The sequence below is a fragment of the Agromyces litoreus genome (assembly GCF_040496015.1).
GTDB lineage: Bacteria > Actinomycetota > Actinomycetes > Actinomycetales > Microbacteriaceae > Agromyces > Agromyces litoreus.
Genome location: NZ_JBEPKA010000001.1, coordinates 200,364 through 215,990 on the forward strand (window position 1 = coordinate 200,364; position 15,627 = coordinate 215,990).

The window sequence follows — 15,627 nt, forward strand, 5'->3', positions numbered from 1 at the left end:
ATGGGGGCATTCGAAGGGGCCACGTTCAATGCGGGGCGGGACCAGTACATCGCCGCGGGCGACCAGCACATGACGGTGCAGTCGATCACCGTCGACTCGTCGCTCGAGGAGATGCGGCCGACGCTCGATTCGCTCCGGCGCGATGCCGAGCGGCTCCTGCCGCCGGAGGCCTCGGCGCGCGTGCGGTCGGAGCTCGACGGCATCGCGAAGGACATGGGCGGGTCGAAGCCCGACCGGGAGAAGGCCGCCTCGCGACTCGACGCGGTCGTCGACACGGTCCAGAAGGGCGGTGCGGTGATCGCCGCGGGCACCTCGATCTTCGAGAACATCGTGAAGGTCGCGAAGTGGATCGGCCCGATCGCCGCGGGCGTCCTCGGGCTGCTCAACTGACGGCGACCCCGCGATCCGTCGCGTCGGCCGACTGGCGGACGGGCCATCCGTTCGGCATACTTACTGACTGAACGGTCGGTTGGAATTCAGCCGAGGGGAAGACGCGGCGGCCCGCATGCGGCGCCGCCGTCCGGACGACGTGGTCAGGAGCAGGCATGGCGGAGGCGTATCTCGTCGGAGGAGTGCGGACCCCGGTCGGTCGCTACGGGGGCGCGCTCGCGAGCGTGCGTCCCGACGACCTCGCGAGCCTCGTCGTCGGCGAGGCGATCCGCCGTGCCGGCCTCGAGTTCGACGCGCTCGAGGAGGGTGCGATCGACGAGGTCATCCTCGGCGCCGCCAACCAGGCGGGCGAGGACAACCGGAACGTCGCGCGGATGTCGGTGCTGCTCGCCGGGCTCCCCGACTCCGTGCCCGGCATCACCGTCAACCGCCTCTGCGCGTCGGGCATGTCCGCCATCACGATGGCGGCCCAGGCGATCCGCGCGGGCGACGCCGACCTCATCGTCGCCGGCGGCGTGGAGTCGATGACCCGCGCGCCCTGGGTGCAGGCGAAGCCCGAGAAGCCGTGGGCCAAGCCCGGCGAGGCGTACGACACGTCGATCGGATGGCGCTTCCCGAACGCGAAGCTGCTCGCCCGCCACAAGGCGACCTTCTCGATGCCCGAGACCGCCGAGGAGGTCGCACGCGTCGACGGCATCACCCGCGAGGAGGCCGACGCCTTCGCGCTCCGCAGTCAGCAGCGCGCGGTCGCCGCGATCGACGCGGGCCGGTTCGAGGCCGAGATCGTCGGGGTGCCGACCGCGAGGGGCGAGGTGCTCGTCGACGAGGGCCCGCGCCGCGAGACCTCGCTCGAGGTGCTCTCGACGCTCCGCCCGGTCGTGAAGGGCGGCTCGGTCGTGACCGCCGGCAACTCCAGTTCGCTGAACGACGGCGCCAGTGCGATCGTCGTCGCGAGCGGCCAGGCGGTCGAGCGCTACGGGCTGACCCCTCGGGCCCGGGTCGTCGTCGGCGCCTCCGCGGGACTCGCCCCGGAGATCATGGGCCTCGGCCCCGTGCCCGCCACCGAGAAGGCGCTCGAGCGCTCGGGCGTCTCGCTCGACGAGATCGGCTCGGTCGAGCTCAACGAGGCGTTCGCGACGCAGTCGCTCGCCAGCATCCGCCGGCTCGGGCTCGACCCCGACCGGGTGAACGTCGACGGCGGCGCGATCGCGCTCGGGCACCCGCTCGGCTCGTCCGGCGCGCGGCTCGTGGTGACGCTCCTCGGCCGCATGGAGCGCGAGGGCTCGCGCTACGGCCTCGCCACGATGTGCGTCGGCGTGGGCCAGGGCAGCGCCCTGATCGTCGAGGGCGTCCGATGACCCCGCCGGATCTCGCGGTGTCGCCCGACGCGCCGTCGTCGCTCGTCATCGAGCGCACCGGCGACCGCGTCGTCGCGACCCTGAACCGACCCGACAAGCGCAACGCCATCGACCAGTCCACGATCGACGCGATCCACGCGCTGTGCGAGGAGCTCGAGGGCGAGCCGCGCACCCTCATCCTGACCGGCGCCGACGGCGTGTTCGCCTCGGGCGCCGACATCGCGCAGCTGCGCGAGCGGCGCGCGGCCGACGCGTTGGCCGGCATCAACGCGAACGCGTTCGTGCGCGTGAACGAACTGCCGATGCCGGTGATCGCCGCCGTCGACGGCTGGGCGCTCGGCGGCGGGGCCGAGCTCGCGTTCGCCGCCGACATCCGGATCGCCACGCCCGACGCGCGCTTCGGCAATCCCGAGACCGGCCTCGGCATCATCCCCGCCGCGGGCGCCACCTGGCGGCTGCGCGAGATCGTCGGCGAGGCGCGGGCGACCGAGCTGCTGCTCACGGGCCGCATCGTCGACGCCGCCGAAGCGCTCTCGATCGGCCTGATCACCGCCGTGCATCCCAGGGGCGACCTGCTCGCCGAGGCGCACGCGATCGCGGATCGGATCGCGAGGAACGATCGCGCGGCGACCATGGCCGCCAAGCGCGTCCTCCGGGCGCCGCGCGCCGACCACCCCCGGATCGACCTCGAGGAGCAGGCCGTGCTCTTCGAGAGCCCCGAGAAGCACCGCCGCATGACCGAGTTCCTCGAGCGCCGGTCCGCGAAGCAGAGGAGCACCGAGTGACCGACCCGACCACCACCGCGGCGACCCCGGTCGCACCCGAACGCGTCGGCGTGCTCGGCGGCGGGCGCATGGGCGCCGGCATCGCGCACGCGTTCCTGCTCGCCGGCGCACGCGTCACCGTCGTCGAACGCGACGTGGAGGCCGCCGAGGCCGCGCGCACCCGCGTGCTCGACTCCGTCGCGGCGTCCGTGGCGCGCGGCACCACCGACGAGACCGCCGAGGAGCTCGCCGTGCGCCTCGACGTCGCGACCGATGTCGCGGTGTTCGCCGACGCCGACCTCGTCGTCGAGGCCGTGCCCGAGGACCTCGCGCTGAAGGTCGACGCCCTCACCCGCGTCGAGTCCGTGCTCGGCGAGGACGCCGCGCTCGCGAGCAACACGTCGTCGATCTCGATCGACGTGCTCGCGGAGCGCCTCCAGCGGCCGGCCCGGTTCCTGGGCCTGCACTTCTTCAACCCCGTGCCCGCCTCCACGCTCGTCGAGCTGGTGCGTGGCACGGCGACCGACGGCGCGCTCGTCGAGCAGGCCCGCGGATGGGTCGAGGCGATCGGCAAGACGCCGATCGTGGTGCACGATGCACCGGGCTTCGCGTCGAGCCGGCTGGGCGTCGCGCTCGGGCTCGAGGCGATCCGCATGCTCGAGGAGGGCGTCGCCTCCGCCGAGGACATCGACGCCGCGATGGTGCTCGGGTACAAGCACCCCGTCGGGCCGCTGCGGCTCACCGACCTCGTCGGCCTCGACGTCCGGCTCGGCATCGCCGAGTACCTCGCGGGCGAGCTGGGCGAGCGCTTCGAGCCCCCGGCCCTGCTGCGGCGGATGGTGGCCGAGGGCAAGCTCGGCCGCAAGACCGGCGAGGGCTTCCACGTCTGGGACGCGCAGTGACGCGCGCCGACACCGACACGGCCGGCGCGAGCGCGGCCGACCCGACCACCACCGAGGAGACCAGAATGACCGGCATCCTGCCCAGCTACGTCCGCGACGCGTGGTGGACGCCCGACGCGTCCGCCGAGGTCTCCGCCACCGAGGTGCGCGACGCATCGACCGGCGAGGTCGTCGCCCGGGTGTCGACCGAGGGGCTCGACCTCGGCGCCGTGCTCGAGCACGCCCGCACGGTCGGGCAGCGCTCGCTCGGCGAGCTCACGTTCCACCAGCGAGCGGTGCTGCTCAAGCAGATGGCGCTGGCGCTCACCGAGCGCAAGGCCGAGCTCTACGAGGTGTCAGCGCGCGCCGGCGCCACCAAGCGCGACTCGTGGGTCGACATCGACGGCGGCATCGGCGTGCTGTTCACCTACTCGTCGAAGGGGCGCCGCGAACTGCCGAACGCGAAGGTCGTCGTCGACGGCCCGGTCGAGCCGCTGTCGAAGGACGGCTCCTTCATCGGCCGCCACGTCTACACGCGGCTGCCCGGCGTCGCCGTGCAGATCAACGCGTTCAACTTCCCCGTCTGGGGCTCCCTCGAGAAGTTCGCGCCCGCGTTCCTCGCGGGCGTACCGACCGTCGTGAAGCCCGCGACGCCGACCGGCTACCTCGCCGAGGCGTTCGTGCGGATCCTCGTCGAGTCGGGGCTTCTGCCCGCCGGCTCGCTCCAGCTCGTCTCCGGCAGCGTGCCCGACCTCTTCGACCACCTGCGCCTCGGCGACCTCGTCGGCTTCACCGGGTCGGCGTCGACCGCCGAGAAGCTCCGGGCGCACGATTCGGTGCAGACCGGCGGCGTGCGCTTCACGAGCGAGACCGACTCGATCAACGCCTCGGTGCTCGGCACCGACGCCGCGCCCGGGACGCCGGAGTTCGACGCCTACATCGCGCAGCTCGTCGTGGAGATGACCTCCAAGGCCGGGCAGAAGTGCACCGCGATCCGTCGCGCGATCGTCCCGGCGGGTTCGGTCGACGCGGTCGTCGACGCGGTCCGCGAGCGGCTGGCCGCGAAGGTCGTGCTCGGCGATCCGCGCGCCGAGGGCGTGACCATGGGACCGCTGGCCTCGCTCGCACAGCGCGACGAGGTGCTCCGCCAGGTCGAGCGCCTCCGCGAGGCCGGCGGCGAGGTGGTCGTCGGGTCGACCGACGCGCCCGACGTGGTGCTCGCGGACGGCTCGACGGGCCCCGACCCCGAGGGCGCCTTCGTCTCGCCCATGCTGCTGTCGTTCCCGGATGCCACGGCCGCGGCCGTGCACGAGGTCGAGGCGTTCGGCCCCGTCGCCTCGGTCATCGGCTACGACTCCCTCGACCAGGCGGTCGACCTCGTCGCGCGCGGCGGCGGCTCGCTCGTCACGAGCGTCGCCACCCATGATCCGGACGTCGCGGTCGCACTCGCGTCCGGCATCGCCGCGATGAACGGCCGCCTCCTCTTCCTCGACCGCGACGACGCGCGCACGTCGACCGGACACGGCTCGCCCGTGCCGCACCTGGTGCACGGCGGACCCGGTCGCGCCGGCGGCGGCGAGGAGCTCGGCGGCATCCGCGCGGTCATGCACCACATGCAGCGCACCGCGGTGCAGGGCTCGCCCGCGATGCTCACCGCGCTCACGGGCGTCTGGCATTCGGGTGCCGAGGCGCGACCGTTCGCGGAGTCGGGCGAGCGCCACCCGTTCCGGAAGTCGCTCGCGGAGCTGCGCATCGGCGATCAGGTCGCCTCGCCCGCGCGGACGGTGACGCTCGAGGACATCGAGACGTTCGCGCACTTCACGGGCGACACGTTCTACGCGCACATGGACGAGGCCGCGGCCGCGGCGAACCCGTTCTTCCCGGGACGCGTCGCCCACGGCTACCTGCTCGTCTCGTGGGCCGCTGGCCTGTTCGTGGACGCCGCGCCCGGTCCGGTGCTCGCCAACTCGGGCCTGGAGAACCTGCGCTTCATCACGCCGGTCTCGCCGGGCGACTCGATCCGCGTGGAGCTGACGGCGAAGCAGATCACGCCTCGCGAGACCGACGAGTACGGCGAGGTGCGCTGGGACGCGGTGCTGAAGAACCAGGACGACGAGCTCGTGGCCACTTACGACGTGCTCACGCTCGTCGCGAAGGAGCCGACCGGGGACGCCGTCGGCGGCGACGCGGTCGACGCCGACGCGCAGGTGCAGCCGGCCTGATCCGCTGGACGCGGCGGGGTCGCGCCCGGGCGGCCCCGCGCGTCGGCTCGCCCGTCAGCCGCGGTCGGCGGGCTGGCGGAGGTCGAGCCACATGACGCCGAGGAAGAAGCCGGGCGCGGCCTCGACCTCGCGCTCGAGCTCGGCGCCCATGGCCGCGTAGAACCCCTTCGCCGCGGGGTCGGACAGGATGCGCATGCGATCGTCGATCCCTCGCGCGACGGTCGTCGCTCGCTCGAACAGCCGGCGGCCGAGTCCGGAGCCGATACGGTCGACGTCGAGGAACATGTGCTCGAGGTCGACGAACCCGTCCGCCTCGACGAGGCTGTAGAAGCCGATCGGCCGCTCGTCGTCGACCAGCACCTCGACCGTGTTCGCCTCGATGAACTCCGGCGTCGGGAGGTCGTGCTCCTCCAGGCTCCGGACGGCGTCGGGGAAGTTCACGTCGTGGCCCCAGTACGCGACGCCGGCCAGCACGAGCTCGCTGAGCGCCGCCGACTCGTTTGGGCGTGCCGTTCGGAACTCCATGGCCCGACGCTAGCGCGGGGGCGCCCGTGGACGGCGTGCCGCCGCGCGGTCAGCCGCGGAGCGCGAGCACGAACGGCAGGACCGCGGTCGCGCCGGCGCGCCGCAGGGTGCGCGCCGCGGCGGTGAGGGTCCACCGGCTGTCGGCCTGGTCGTCGACGAGCAGGATGCCGCCGGCGGGCACGTCGAGCCCGTCGGCCGAGAAGCGCTCCCACACGTTCGCGAGGCGGAACGCGCTGTTGCCGCCGGGTGCGCCCGTCGGGCCGCCGTCGACCGGGGCGAGCTCGCCGAGGTAGGGCAGCCGGCCGATGCCCGCGATGCCCTGCGCGAGCGAGGCGACGAGCTGCGGTCGCGAGCGCGACGGCACCGCCGCGACGGCGACCGGACGCTCGCTCCAGTCCCATTCGGCGAGCACGCGCACGCAGGCGTCGAGCACCTTCGGCGGCACCGGGCCGTCTGGAGTTCCCGCCGCGAAGAGCTCCCGGAGCGTCGTGCCCCAGCCGAGGTCGGTGAGCCGCGCGAGCGCGCGGCCCTCGTCGGCCTGCTCGTCGGCGGCGATGCGGCCCTTCACGGGCACGCCGAGGCGGTCGGCGCCGGTCGGCCATGCGCGGCGCGGCTCGATCGGCACGCCGACCCGGTCGAGTGCGGCGGCGGCCGCGGCCGCGACCTCAGCATCGACGTCGCCCGGGTACCACGGCCCCGCGCACACGTCGCAGCGCCCGCACGGGCGTGCCGTGTCGTCGTCGAGCGAGCGCTGCAGGAACGCCATGCGGCACGACTCGCCCTGCTCGTACTCGAGCATGTGCTGCTGCTCCGCCTCGCGCTCCTCGGCGATGCGCCGGTAGCGCTCGGCGTCGTGGCTCCACGGCGCGCCCGTCGTGACCCAACCCCCGCGCACCCGGCGCACAGCGCCGTCGACGTCGAGCACCTTGAGCAGCAGCTCGAGCGGGGTGCGCCGGATGTCGACGCGCGCCTCGAGGGCGGGCGTCGACAGCGGCACGTCCGAGAGCTCGTCGATGACCCGCCGTGCCCGCTCCTCGTCGGGCATCGACGCGGTCGCGAAGTAGTGCCAGATCGCGCGGTCCTCGCGCCCGGGCAGGAGGAGCACGTCGGCGTTCTCGGTCGCGCGCCCCGCGCGGCCGACCTGCTGGTAGTACGCCACCGGCGAGGAGGGGGCTCCGAGGTGCAGGACGAAGCCGAGGTCGGGCTTGTCGAAGCCCATCCCGAGCGCGCTCGTGGCGATGAGCGCCTTGACCTCGTTGCGCTTGAGCAGCCGCTCGGACTCCTCGCGCTCGTCGGGGTCGGTCTGGCCGGTGTAGGCGCGCACGTCGTGCCCGCGTTCGCGGAGCACGCGGGCGGTGTCGACCGCGGCCGAGACCGTGAGCGCGTAGACGATGCCCGATCCCGGCAGGTCGTCGAGGTGCTCGTCGAGCCAGGCCAGCCGGCTCGCCGAGTCGGGCAGGCGCAGCACGCCGAGGCGCAGCGACGACCGGGCGAGCGGGCCGCGGATCGTGAGCACGTCGGTGCCCAGCTGCTCAGCGACATCCGCCACCACCCGGCTGTTCGCGGTCGCGGTCGTCGCGAGCACCGGGACGGCCGCCGGCAGGTCGGAGATGAGGTCGCGCAGTCGCCGGTAGTCGGGGCGGAAGTCGTGGCCCCAGTCGCTGATGCAGTGCGCCTCGTCGACCACGAGCAGGCCGAGCCGGCGCACCAGCGCCGGAAGCTGCTCCTCGCGGAACGACGGGTTGTTCAGTCGTTCGGGTGAGACGAGCAGCACGTCGACGTCGTCGGCGTCGAGGCGTCGCAGCACGTCCTCCCACTCGTGCGGGTTGGTGGAGTTGATGGAGACCGCACGCACGCCCGCCCGCTCGGCCGCGGCGACCTGGTCGCGCATGAGCGCGAGCAGCGGCGAGACGAGCACCGTCGGCCCGGCGCCGCGCTCGCGCAGCAGCAGGGTGGCCACGAAGTAGACGGCCGACTTGCCCCACCCGGTGCGCTGCACGACCAGGGCGCGACGCCGATCGGCGACCAGCGCCTCGATGGCCTCGAACTGCCCGTCGTGGAACTCGGCGTCGTCGCGGCCGACGAGGGCGCGCAGCGCGTCGAGCGCCCGGGCGCGGAGGTCGAGGGTCGTCTCGGGGGAGGGCATGCCTCCATGCTCGCCCATCCGGCCGACACGGAGCGGCTTGCACCGCGGAATGTTAGTGACTAACATTCAAACGTGGATCCCAGCGAGCTCTCCCCGAAGCGCGCCCGAACGCGGCAGCGCCTCGTCGAGCGCGGGCTCGAGCTCATCGAGCGCGACGGCTACGACGCGACCTCGGTGGCCGACATCGCCGCCGCGGCCGGAGTGAGCGAGATGACCTTCTTCCGCTACTTCGCGAGCAAGGAGGCGCTCGTGCTCGAGGACCCGTACGACCCGATGATCGCGTCGGGCATCGCGCACGAGCCGCGCGACCTCCCGCCGCTGCAGCGCGCGGCGTTCGGCATCCGCTCGGCATGGCGGTCGGTGCCCGAGCCGGAGCACCCCGAGATCCGCCGGCGCGTGCGCATCGCCTCGCGCACGCCCGCGCTGCGCGGGGCGATGTGGCGCAGCGCCGGCAACACCGAGTCGGCGATCGTCGACCGGCTCGTCGCCGACGGGGCCCCGGAGTTCGAGGCGCGTGCCGCAGCGTCCGCGGTGCTCGCGGCCCTGGTCACCGGTCTGTACGCGTGGGCCGACGGCGAGATCGACACGCTCGGCGCCGCGCTCGAGCGCGCACTCGACGTCGTGGCCGGCGAGCGGGCGGAGGTCGGCGGATGAACGCCGCTGCGACCGCCGTCCCGCGGCTCGAGGCGCGTGCCGTCGCGAGGTCCTTCCGCGGCGGCGCGGGCGTGCACGTCATCGACCTGACCGTGGCGCCCGGCGAGATCCACGCGCTCGTGGGACTCAACGGCGCGGGCAAGACCACGCTCATGCGCCTGCTCCTCGGCATGCTCCGCCCGGACTCCGGCACGGTGCGCGTGCGCGGCGTCGCAATCGGCGACGCGGATGCCGCGACCTGGAGGCGCGTCGGCCAGCTCGTCGAGCACCCGCTCGCCTACGCCGAGCTCACCGGTCGGGCCAACCTCGAGGCGGCCGCGCGCCTGCACGGCCTCGAGCGACGGCGCATCCCCGAGGCCGTCGGCCGCGCGATCGAGGAGTTCGCCCTGGGGCGCTACGCCGACGTGCGCGCGAGCCGACTCTCGCTCGGCAACCGGCAGCGGGTCGGTGTCGCCGGAGCACTGCTGCACGATCCCGAGGCGATCGTGCTCGACGAGCCGACGAACGGGCTCGACCCGGCCGGTGTCATCGTGCTTCGCGAATCGCTCCTCCGGCGCGCGGCCGCCGGCGCCGGGATCCTCGTGTCGAGCCATCACCTCGACGAGGTCGCGCGGGTCGCCGACCGCATCACGGTGATCAACGACGGACGGGTCATCGGTGCGCTCGACCCGTCGGGCGTCGACCTCGAACGCGCGTTCTTCGCGCTCGTGCACGCCGACGACGAGGCTCGGGAGGATGCCGCATGAGCACCCGCACCACCCGGAGCGATCCCCGCTCGAAGACCACCGCGGGCGCCCCGCGGGCACGCCGGAGGAGCGCCCGCGTCGCCGGGATCGGTGCGGCGGTCGCCGTCGAGGCGCGCAAGGCGGTCGCCTCGCGCGTCATGGCGTCGACGACGGTGCTGCTCGTGGCCGGCATCGGCGCGCTCGCCCTGGTGATGCTGCTCGCCGCGGCGTCCGGCGAGGAGCAGGTGCTCGCCAAGCTCGGACCGCTCGCCGGCGTGCCGGGCTGGGCCGGGCTCGTGGGCGTGGTCCTGCAGATCACGGCCGCCGCGGGCCTGCTCGCGTTCGGCGTCGCGCTCAGCTGGATGTTCGGCCGCGAGTTCGCCGACGGCACGGTCGCCGCGCTCTTCGCCCTGCCCGTGTCGCGGTCCGCGATCGCCCTCGGCAAGCTCGTCGTCTACGCGGCCTGGTCGACCGGCGTCGCGGTCGCGCTCACGGGCGTCGTCGCGATCCTCGGGTTCGCGATGGGATTCGGGGCGACGGATGCCGCGGGGCTCGGCGAGCTCGCGCGCATCCCGGTGCTCGTCGTGCTCTCCGCCCTGATCGCGGTGCCGGCCGCGTGGGTCGCGTCCCTCGGTCGAGGGCTGCTGCCGGGCATCGCCGCGACGATCGGGATCATCGTGGTGGCCCAGGTCTCGGCGCTCGCCGACGTCGGCGCGTGGGTCCCGCTCGTCGCGCCGGCGCTCTGGGCGATCGCACCGGGGTCGGTGCCCGCGGCCGCGCTGCTCACCGCGCCGTCGGTGCCGCTGGTGTTCGGCGCGCTCACGGCGTGGACGTGGTCGCGGCTGCAGCTCGATCGCTGACGGCGCGCGGGGCGCAGCGCCCGGTCCCGTTCCGCGTCGCGCTCCGCGCGTGCCGTCGGGGCCGCCCGACTTGACCGCGCGCCGGCCGCCCGTCACGCTGATCGGGTCGGTCGCCTGCGCTCGCGACGCAGGGCGCTCCGGCGGAAAGGCCCGCATGCCCCACGAACATCCGCTCCACGCCGACGTGCTCGTCCGGTGCCTCTGCTGCGAGACCCTGCAGACGTTCCGGTTCGCCTCGGCGTCGGATCACGTCGTCTGCAGCCACTGCCGCGCGCACCTCGGGCCCGAGAAGGCCGAGCGTCGCGACCGGGAGCACGTCGCGCTGTGGCGCGGCATCCTCGACGCCGAGCAGCGCGACGCACGGGCGGCGGCGGAGGCGGCGGCGGCGGATGCCGCGAGCGCCGCCGAGGCGATCGACCGACTGAGGTCCGAACGCGACCAGCTGCGTGCGGGGGTGCTCGACCGCGGCTCCGAGGCCGGCGCCGCGCTCCACGACGGACTGCAGGAGGACCTGGTGCGCCGGGCGCGCCGGGCCACCGAGCTCACGGCGCGCCGGGTCGACAAGGCGATGGTCGCGCTCTGGCGGCTTCAGGCGTTCCACCACCCCGACCCGAGGAAGCCGGGGGCCTGCACCTGCGGGCGGTCGCTGCCGACGTGCGGCGAGAGCCGCATCCTCGAGGAGCAGCGCCAGGAGATGCTCGACTGGGAGCGCCGCAACCTCGAGCTGCTGCGGGCGGGCAAGCGGCACGGCCTGCCGCCCGAGCACCCCGAGGTCGCGCGGGCCTGAGCGGTCGATGCGGGTCGGTCAGCCGTCCACAGCGGCGCCCGCGTCGACCCAGGCGATCGCGTCGTCGAGGTGCGAGATCGGGAACACCTGGAACTCGCCCGGCACGAGCCCGCCGAATGCGACGGCGATGCCGATGAGCACGTCGCGGTCGGTCACGAACGCGGCACGATCCCACGCCGAGAGCGGTCGGCCGATGAGCTTCGCATCCTCGAGCATGGCCCCCAGCGAGTAGTGGTCGAACTCCTCGCCCAGCACGATCACGACGTCGAGCTTTCCGCGCGAGGTGATCGCGTCGTCGATGGCCGGATCGAGCACCTCGCGGTAGTCCGCGGCGGTCACCGTCCCGATCGCGCGGAAGCCGATCACGCCCTCGGGCAGGTCGTCGAGCAGTTCGATCATCCGGGTCCCCCTTCTCCCCGCGTCAGTCTTCCAGCGCCCCGGACGGATGTCACGGCTCCGCGGCGCCCGACCCGGTCGCGTCCCGCGCGACGCCGTCGCACGAGAGTGTCCTCTTCGGCGTACTTCGGTACTTCGGTACTTCGGTACTTCGGTACCGAGGTGCACAGCGGAACGTCATCCGCGCGCGCGACTCGACCGAACGACCCGGGCGAACGCCCCGACGGACGACTCGGGCGGACGACCCCGACGGACGACTCGGGCGGACGCCCCTGACGGACGACCCCGACGAGCGCGCCGCTCCTCAGGCGACCGGCACCCGCAGGCCGTCGAGCGCGACCGCGACGACGTCGTCGGCGAGGCGCGCGGCGTCCTCGCGACCGCCCGGGCGGTACCACTCGACGATCGAGTTGATCATGCCGAAGAGCAGGCGTTCGACGACGCGCACGTCGATGTCGCTGCGCAGCGTGCCTTCGGCCTGCGCCTCGGCGACGAGCGCGGTGATCCGCTTGTCGAACGCGCGTCGTCGCGCGAGGGCGCGCCGCTCGACGTCGGTGTTGCCGCGCACGCGCAGCAGCAGCGTCACGTAGGGAAGCTGGTCGACGAGCACGCGCACCGCACCGCGGAGCACGTGGTCGAGCCGGTCCGCGGCGCTGCCCTGCGCCGCCCCGGGTTCGTCGAGGACGCCCTCGAGCGAGCCGAGCGCCTGGTCGAGCGCTCGCTCGAGGATCTCGTCCTTCGACGCGAAGTGGTGGTAGATCGCCGACTTCGACAGCCCGAGCCGGTCGGCGAGCACGCCCATCGAGGTCGCGTCGTAGCCGTACTCGTTGAACGCGGCGACGGCGACCTCGAGGATGCCCTGCTGGTCGTAGCCCGGGCGTCCCCGTCGGAGCGTCGTGTTCCCTGACATCCGCTTCAGTCTGTCATCAGGGCGACGAGGCGCATCAGCGCGGCTCGCGCAGGTCGTAGACGCGCTTGTACTTGCCCTCGCTGCGCGGCAGGGTGCCGGGCTCCTCGAGCCGGACCGACACCGACGATCCGATGAACTCCTTGATCCGGCCCGCGAGCACGACGGTCGCGGCCTGGCACGCCTCGATCTCGAGGTCGGGGTGGCGCTCGATGCGCACCGTGAGGTCGTCCATGTTGCCCGTGCGGGTGAGCTCGAGGATGAAGTGCGGCGTGAGGTGCTCGATTCCGAGCACGAGCTCCTCGATCTGCGTGGGGAACAGGTTCACCCCGCGCAGGATGATCATGTCGTCGTTGCGGCCGGTGATCTTCTCCATGCGGCGCATGCCGGGGCGCGCGGTGCCGGGCAGCAGGCGGGTCAGGTCGCGCGTGCGGTAGCGGATGACCGGGAAGGCCTCCTTCGTCAGCGACGTGAAGACGAGCTCGCCCTTCTCGCCGTCGGGAAGCTGCTCGCCGGTCTCGCCGTCGATGACCTCGGGCAGGAAGTGGTCCTCCCAGAGGTGCGGGCCGTCCTTCGTCTCGAGGCACTCGTTGCCGACGCCGGGACCCATCACCTCGGACAGCCCGTAGATGTCGACCGCGTCGATGCCGAGGCGGTCCTGGAGGCGCTGTCGCATCTCGTTCGTCCACGGCTCGGCGCCGAGGATCGCGGTCTTCAGCGACGTCGAGCGGGGGTCGATGCCCGCCTCCTCCATGGCGTCGGCGATGGTGAGCAGGTAGCTCGGGGTGCACATGATCGCGTCGGGCTCGAAGTCGCGGATGAGCTGCACCTGGCGCGCGGTCTGCCCGCCGGACATGGGGATGACGGTCGCCCCGAGCTTCTCGATGCCGGCGTGCGCGCCGAGCCCGCCGGTGAACAGGCCGTAGCCGTACGCGTTGTGCACCTTCATGCCCGGGCGCACGCCCGAGGCGCGCAGGCACCGTGCGACGAGGGTCGCCCAGCGGTCGAGGTCGCCGTGCGTGTAGCCGACGACGGTCGGCCGGCCGGTCGTGCCCGAGGAGGCGTGGATGCGGGCGACCTGCTCCATCGGCACGGCGAACATGCCGAACGGGTAGGTCTCGCGCAGGTCCTCCTTCGTCGTGAAGGGGAGCTTCACGACATCCGCCAGCGTCTCGATGTCGTCGGGGTGCACGCCGTGCTCGTCGAACTTGCGGCGGTAGAGGGGCACGTTCTCGTAGGCGTGGCGGACCGTCCACTGCAGCCGCTCGAGCTGGAGGGCCTCGATCTCGGCGCGCGACAGGCGCTCCTCGGGGTCGAGCTCGTCGGCTGCGGCGGGCACGAGGCCCGAGACGATGGGGCGGATCTTGTCGGTGCTGTGCGGAAGGGTCGTCGTCGACACGGTGGCTCCCGGGGTTCAGATGGTGCGGTTGGTGGAGATCGAGCGGCCGCGGAACTCGGCGACCGCGTCGCCGTGCTCGTCGACGACCGTCACGTCGTAGAGTCCGGTGCGACCGCTGCGGGTGCGGCGGACCGCGGTCGCGGTGAGGGTCTGCCCGGCGACCGTGGACTTCAGGAAGGTGATGTCGGCGCCCGCGGCCACGGTGACGCGGTCGTCCTCGTTGCAGGCGATGGCGAAGGCCGTGTCGGCCAGGGTGAACACGAGCCCGCCGTGGGTGATGGCGAACCCGTTGGTCATGTCGTCGCGCACGCGCATCGAGACGACGGCGAGACCCGGCTCGTCGCGTTCGACGACCATGCCGAGCATCGCCGAGGCGAGGTCGCGCTGCATCATCGGGCGGGCGGGGCGGGATGCCGCGGCATCCGCCTCCTCGTCCGCCGGCCGTCCGGCGTCGGGGCGTCCGGTCGCGACCTCCGTCATGCGCTGCTCCTCGTCGAGTGCGGGCCCCGTCGCGGACCTCGTTGCCGCGACGCTCGACCTGAGCATATACTAACTGAACGATCGGTTGGTAAAGTGTTCCGACGCCGCACCCCGGTCCCGAGAGCATTGGAGTCGACGATGACCGCACCCGCCGACCTGACGGTCGTCGAGCACGAGGCCGAGCAGGCCCGGTTCGACGAGCTGATCGCGCAGGACTCGCGCATCGAGCCGCGCGACTGGATGCCCGACGCGTACCGCAAGACGCTCATCCGGCAGATCAGCCAGCACGCCCACTCCGAGATCATCGGCATGCAGCCCGAGTCCAACTGGATCTCGCGCGCACCCAGCCTGAAGCGCAAGGCCATCCTCATGGCCAAGGTGCAGGACGAAGCCGGCCACGGCCTCTACCTCTACTCCGCGGCGCAGACGCTCGGCATCGGCCGCGAGGAGATGATGCAGCAGCTCATCGAGGGTCGCGCCCGGTACTCCTCGATCTTCAACTACACGACGCCGACCTGGGCCGACATGGGCGCCATCGGCTGGCTCGTCGACGGCGCCGCGATCTGCAACCAGGTGCCGCTCTGCCGCGCCTCCTACGGCCCCTACGGCCGCGCGATGGTGCGCATCTGCAAGGAGGAGTCCTTCCACCAGCGCCAGGGCTTCGAGATCCTCCTCGAGCTCATGCAGGGCACCGAGGAGCAGCGACGGATGGCGCAGGACGCCGTCGACCGCTGGTACTGGCCGAGCCTCATGATGTTCGGCCCGCCGGACGACGAGTCGCCGAACTCGGCGCAGTCGATGGCGTGGAACATCAAGCGGTTCTCCAACGACGAGCTGCGCCAGCGCTTCGTCGGCATGCTCGTGCCGCAGGCCGAGGTGCTCGGCGTCACCCTGCCCGACCCGAACCTCGCCTGGAACGAGGAGCGGCAGGCGTACGACATGAGCGAGATCGACTGGCACGAGTTCCACGAGGTGCTCGCCGGACGCGGGCCCGCGAACGCCGAGCGGCTCCGCCGCCGCCGCGAGGCGCACGAGGAGGGCGCGTGGGTGCGCGAGGCCGCCGCCGAGTACGCCCGCAAGCAGGCCGCGGAGGCCGCCACGGCCGCCTGACGCGGCCCCGAACCAGACCTGCG

16 protein-coding genes are annotated in these 15,627 nt (G+C 73.3%); 10 read left to right on the plus strand and 6 right to left on the minus strand.

Going from position 1 to position 15,627, the window contains the following annotated elements; translation table 11 throughout:
* From ABME01_RS00995 to paaZ, 5 genes are all read left to right on the plus strand, one after another.
* On the plus strand, nt 1–390 hold the full coding sequence (locus ABME01_RS00995) for a hypothetical protein (protein WP_353826480.1): 390 nt from the start codon (nt 1–3) through the stop codon (nt 388–390).
* A 155-nt stretch (nt 391–545) separates the two neighbouring features.
* Nucleotides 546–1,748, plus strand: coding sequence for a thiolase family protein (locus ABME01_RS01000; RefSeq protein ID WP_353826481.1), 1,203 nt, complete (start codon nt 546–548; stop codon nt 1,746–1,748).
* Nucleotides 1,745–2,533, plus strand: a complete 789-nt coding sequence (locus ABME01_RS01005) for an enoyl-CoA hydratase/isomerase family protein (RefSeq protein WP_353826482.1) — start codon at nt 1,745–1,747, stop codon at nt 2,531–2,533. The genes ABME01_RS01000 and ABME01_RS01005 overlap by 4 nt, the downstream gene beginning before the upstream one ends.
* Nucleotides 2,530–3,414, plus strand: a complete 885-nt coding sequence (locus tag ABME01_RS01010) for a 3-hydroxyacyl-CoA dehydrogenase family protein (protein ID WP_353826483.1) — start codon at nt 2,530–2,532, stop codon at nt 3,412–3,414. The genes ABME01_RS01005 and ABME01_RS01010 overlap by 4 nt, the downstream gene beginning before the upstream one ends.
* A 65-nt stretch (nt 3,415–3,479) precedes the next feature.
* Nucleotides 3,480–5,615, plus strand: coding sequence for a phenylacetic acid degradation bifunctional protein PaaZ (paaZ, locus tag ABME01_RS01015; protein ID WP_353826600.1), 2,136 nt, complete (start codon nt 3,480–3,482; stop codon nt 5,613–5,615).
* Nucleotides 5,616–5,669: 54 nt separating this feature from the next.
* Here paaZ and ABME01_RS01020 read toward each other — a convergent pair whose 3' ends face one another.
* Together ABME01_RS01020 and ABME01_RS01025 are read right to left on the minus strand one after the other, a co-directional pair.
* Nucleotides 5,670–6,140: a GNAT family N-acetyltransferase gene (locus ABME01_RS01020; RefSeq protein ID WP_353826484.1), complete on the minus strand. Its 471-nt coding sequence runs from the start codon at nt 6,138–6,140 to the stop codon at nt 5,670–5,672.
* A 49-nt stretch (nt 6,141–6,189) separates the two neighbouring features.
* Nucleotides 6,190–8,286, minus strand: coding sequence for a RecQ family ATP-dependent DNA helicase (locus ABME01_RS01025; protein ID WP_353826485.1), 2,097 nt, complete (start codon nt 8,284–8,286; stop codon nt 6,190–6,192).
* A gap of 72 nt (nt 8,287–8,358) precedes the next feature.
* On the opposite strand from ABME01_RS01025, the gene ABME01_RS01030 reads away from it, so the two are divergent.
* The 4 genes from ABME01_RS01030 (at nt 8,359) to ABME01_RS01045 (ending at nt 11,312) form a co-directional block, all read left to right on the plus strand.
* Nucleotides 8,359–8,940 carry a TetR/AcrR family transcriptional regulator gene (locus tag ABME01_RS01030; RefSeq protein WP_353826486.1) on the plus strand — a complete coding sequence of 194 codons (582 nt, stop codon included), beginning with the start codon at nt 8,359–8,361 and terminating at the stop codon, nt 8,938–8,940.
* Entirely contained in the window at nt 8,937–9,686 is a 750-nt protein-coding gene (locus tag ABME01_RS01035; protein WP_353826487.1) for an ABC transporter ATP-binding protein, read from the plus strand. The genes ABME01_RS01030 and ABME01_RS01035 overlap by 4 nt, the downstream gene beginning before the upstream one ends.
* Complete coding sequence (locus ABME01_RS01040) at nt 9,683–10,525, plus strand: ABC transporter permease (RefSeq protein ID WP_353826489.1); 843 nt, start codon at nt 9,683–9,685, stop codon at nt 10,523–10,525. The genes ABME01_RS01035 and ABME01_RS01040 overlap by 4 nt, the downstream gene beginning before the upstream one ends.
* 154 nt (nt 10,526–10,679) lie before the next feature.
* On the plus strand, nt 10,680–11,312 hold the full coding sequence (locus tag ABME01_RS01045) for a hypothetical protein (RefSeq protein ID WP_353826490.1): 633 nt from the start codon (nt 10,680–10,682) through the stop codon (nt 11,310–11,312).
* A gap of 18 nt (nt 11,313–11,330) precedes the next feature.
* Here ABME01_RS01045 and ABME01_RS01050 read toward each other — a convergent pair whose 3' ends face one another.
* The 4 genes from ABME01_RS01050 to paaI form a co-directional block, all read right to left on the minus strand.
* Nucleotides 11,331–11,711 (minus strand): SpoIIAA family protein, encoded by a 381-nt coding sequence (locus ABME01_RS01050; protein WP_353826491.1) that lies wholly within the window; start codon nt 11,709–11,711, stop codon nt 11,331–11,333.
* Nucleotides 11,712–12,012: 301 nt separating this feature from the next.
* The gene (locus tag ABME01_RS01055) at nt 12,013–12,618 is read right to left on the minus strand and encodes a TetR/AcrR family transcriptional regulator (RefSeq protein WP_353826492.1); all 606 of its coding nucleotides are present in this window, start codon (nt 12,616–12,618) and stop codon (nt 12,013–12,015) included.
* A gap of 34 nt (nt 12,619–12,652) precedes the next feature.
* Nucleotides 12,653–13,954 carry a phenylacetate--CoA ligase PaaK gene (paaK, locus tag ABME01_RS01060; protein ID WP_353826602.1) on the minus strand — a complete coding sequence of 434 codons (1,302 nt, stop codon included), beginning with the start codon at nt 13,952–13,954 and terminating at the stop codon, nt 12,653–12,655.
* A 75-nt stretch (nt 13,955–14,029) separates the two neighbouring features.
* On the minus strand, nt 14,030–14,494 hold the full coding sequence (gene paaI / locus ABME01_RS01065; protein WP_436407379.1) for a hydroxyphenylacetyl-CoA thioesterase PaaI: 465 nt from the start codon (nt 14,492–14,494) through the stop codon (nt 14,030–14,032).
* A gap of 138 nt (nt 14,495–14,632) precedes the next feature.
* Between paaI and paaA the strand changes: the two genes are divergently transcribed.
* Nucleotides 14,633–15,604, plus strand: a complete 972-nt coding sequence (gene paaA / locus ABME01_RS01070; protein ID WP_353826493.1) for a 1,2-phenylacetyl-CoA epoxidase subunit PaaA — start codon at nt 14,633–14,635, stop codon at nt 15,602–15,604.
* The last annotated feature ends 23 nt before the right edge of the window (nt 15,605–15,627 follow it).

Excerpts from the sequence above, each read along its gene's own strand:
- ABME01_RS01055 (WP_353826492.1), bottom strand. The coding sequence starts at position 12,618 with ATGTCAGGGAACACGACGCTCCGACGGGGACGCCCGGGCTACGACCAG.
- ABME01_RS00995 (WP_353826480.1), top strand. The coding sequence starts at position 1 with ATGGGGGCATTCGAAGGGGCCACGTTCAATGCGGGGCGGGACCAGTAC.
- paaI (WP_436407379.1), bottom strand. The coding sequence starts at position 14,494 with ATGACGGAGGTCGCGACCGGACGCCCCGACGCCGGACGGCCGGCGGAC.
- ABME01_RS01050 (WP_353826491.1), bottom strand. The coding sequence starts at position 11,711 with ATGATCGAACTGCTCGACGACCTGCCCGAGGGCGTGATCGGCTTCCGC.
- ABME01_RS01020 (WP_353826484.1), bottom strand. The coding sequence starts at position 6,140 with ATGGAGTTCCGAACGGCACGCCCAAACGAGTCGGCGGCGCTCAGCGAG.
- ABME01_RS01005 (WP_353826482.1), top strand. The coding sequence starts at position 1,745 with ATGACCCCGCCGGATCTCGCGGTGTCGCCCGACGCGCCGTCGTCGCTC.
- paaA (WP_353826493.1), top strand. The coding sequence starts at position 14,633 with ATGACCGCACCCGCCGACCTGACGGTCGTCGAGCACGAGGCCGAGCAG.
- ABME01_RS01045 (WP_353826490.1), top strand. The coding sequence starts at position 10,680 with ATGCCCCACGAACATCCGCTCCACGCCGACGTGCTCGTCCGGTGCCTC.
- ABME01_RS01035 (WP_353826487.1), top strand. The coding sequence starts at position 8,937 with ATGAACGCCGCTGCGACCGCCGTCCCGCGGCTCGAGGCGCGTGCCGTC.
- ABME01_RS01040 (WP_353826489.1), top strand. The coding sequence starts at position 9,683 with ATGAGCACCCGCACCACCCGGAGCGATCCCCGCTCGAAGACCACCGCG.
- ABME01_RS01000 (WP_353826481.1), top strand. The coding sequence starts at position 546 with ATGGCGGAGGCGTATCTCGTCGGAGGAGTGCGGACCCCGGTCGGTCGC.
- ABME01_RS01025 (WP_353826485.1), bottom strand. The coding sequence starts at position 8,286 with ATGCCCTCCCCCGAGACGACCCTCGACCTCCGCGCCCGGGCGCTCGAC.
- paaZ (WP_353826600.1), top strand. The coding sequence starts at position 3,480 with ATGACCGGCATCCTGCCCAGCTACGTCCGCGACGCGTGGTGGACGCCC.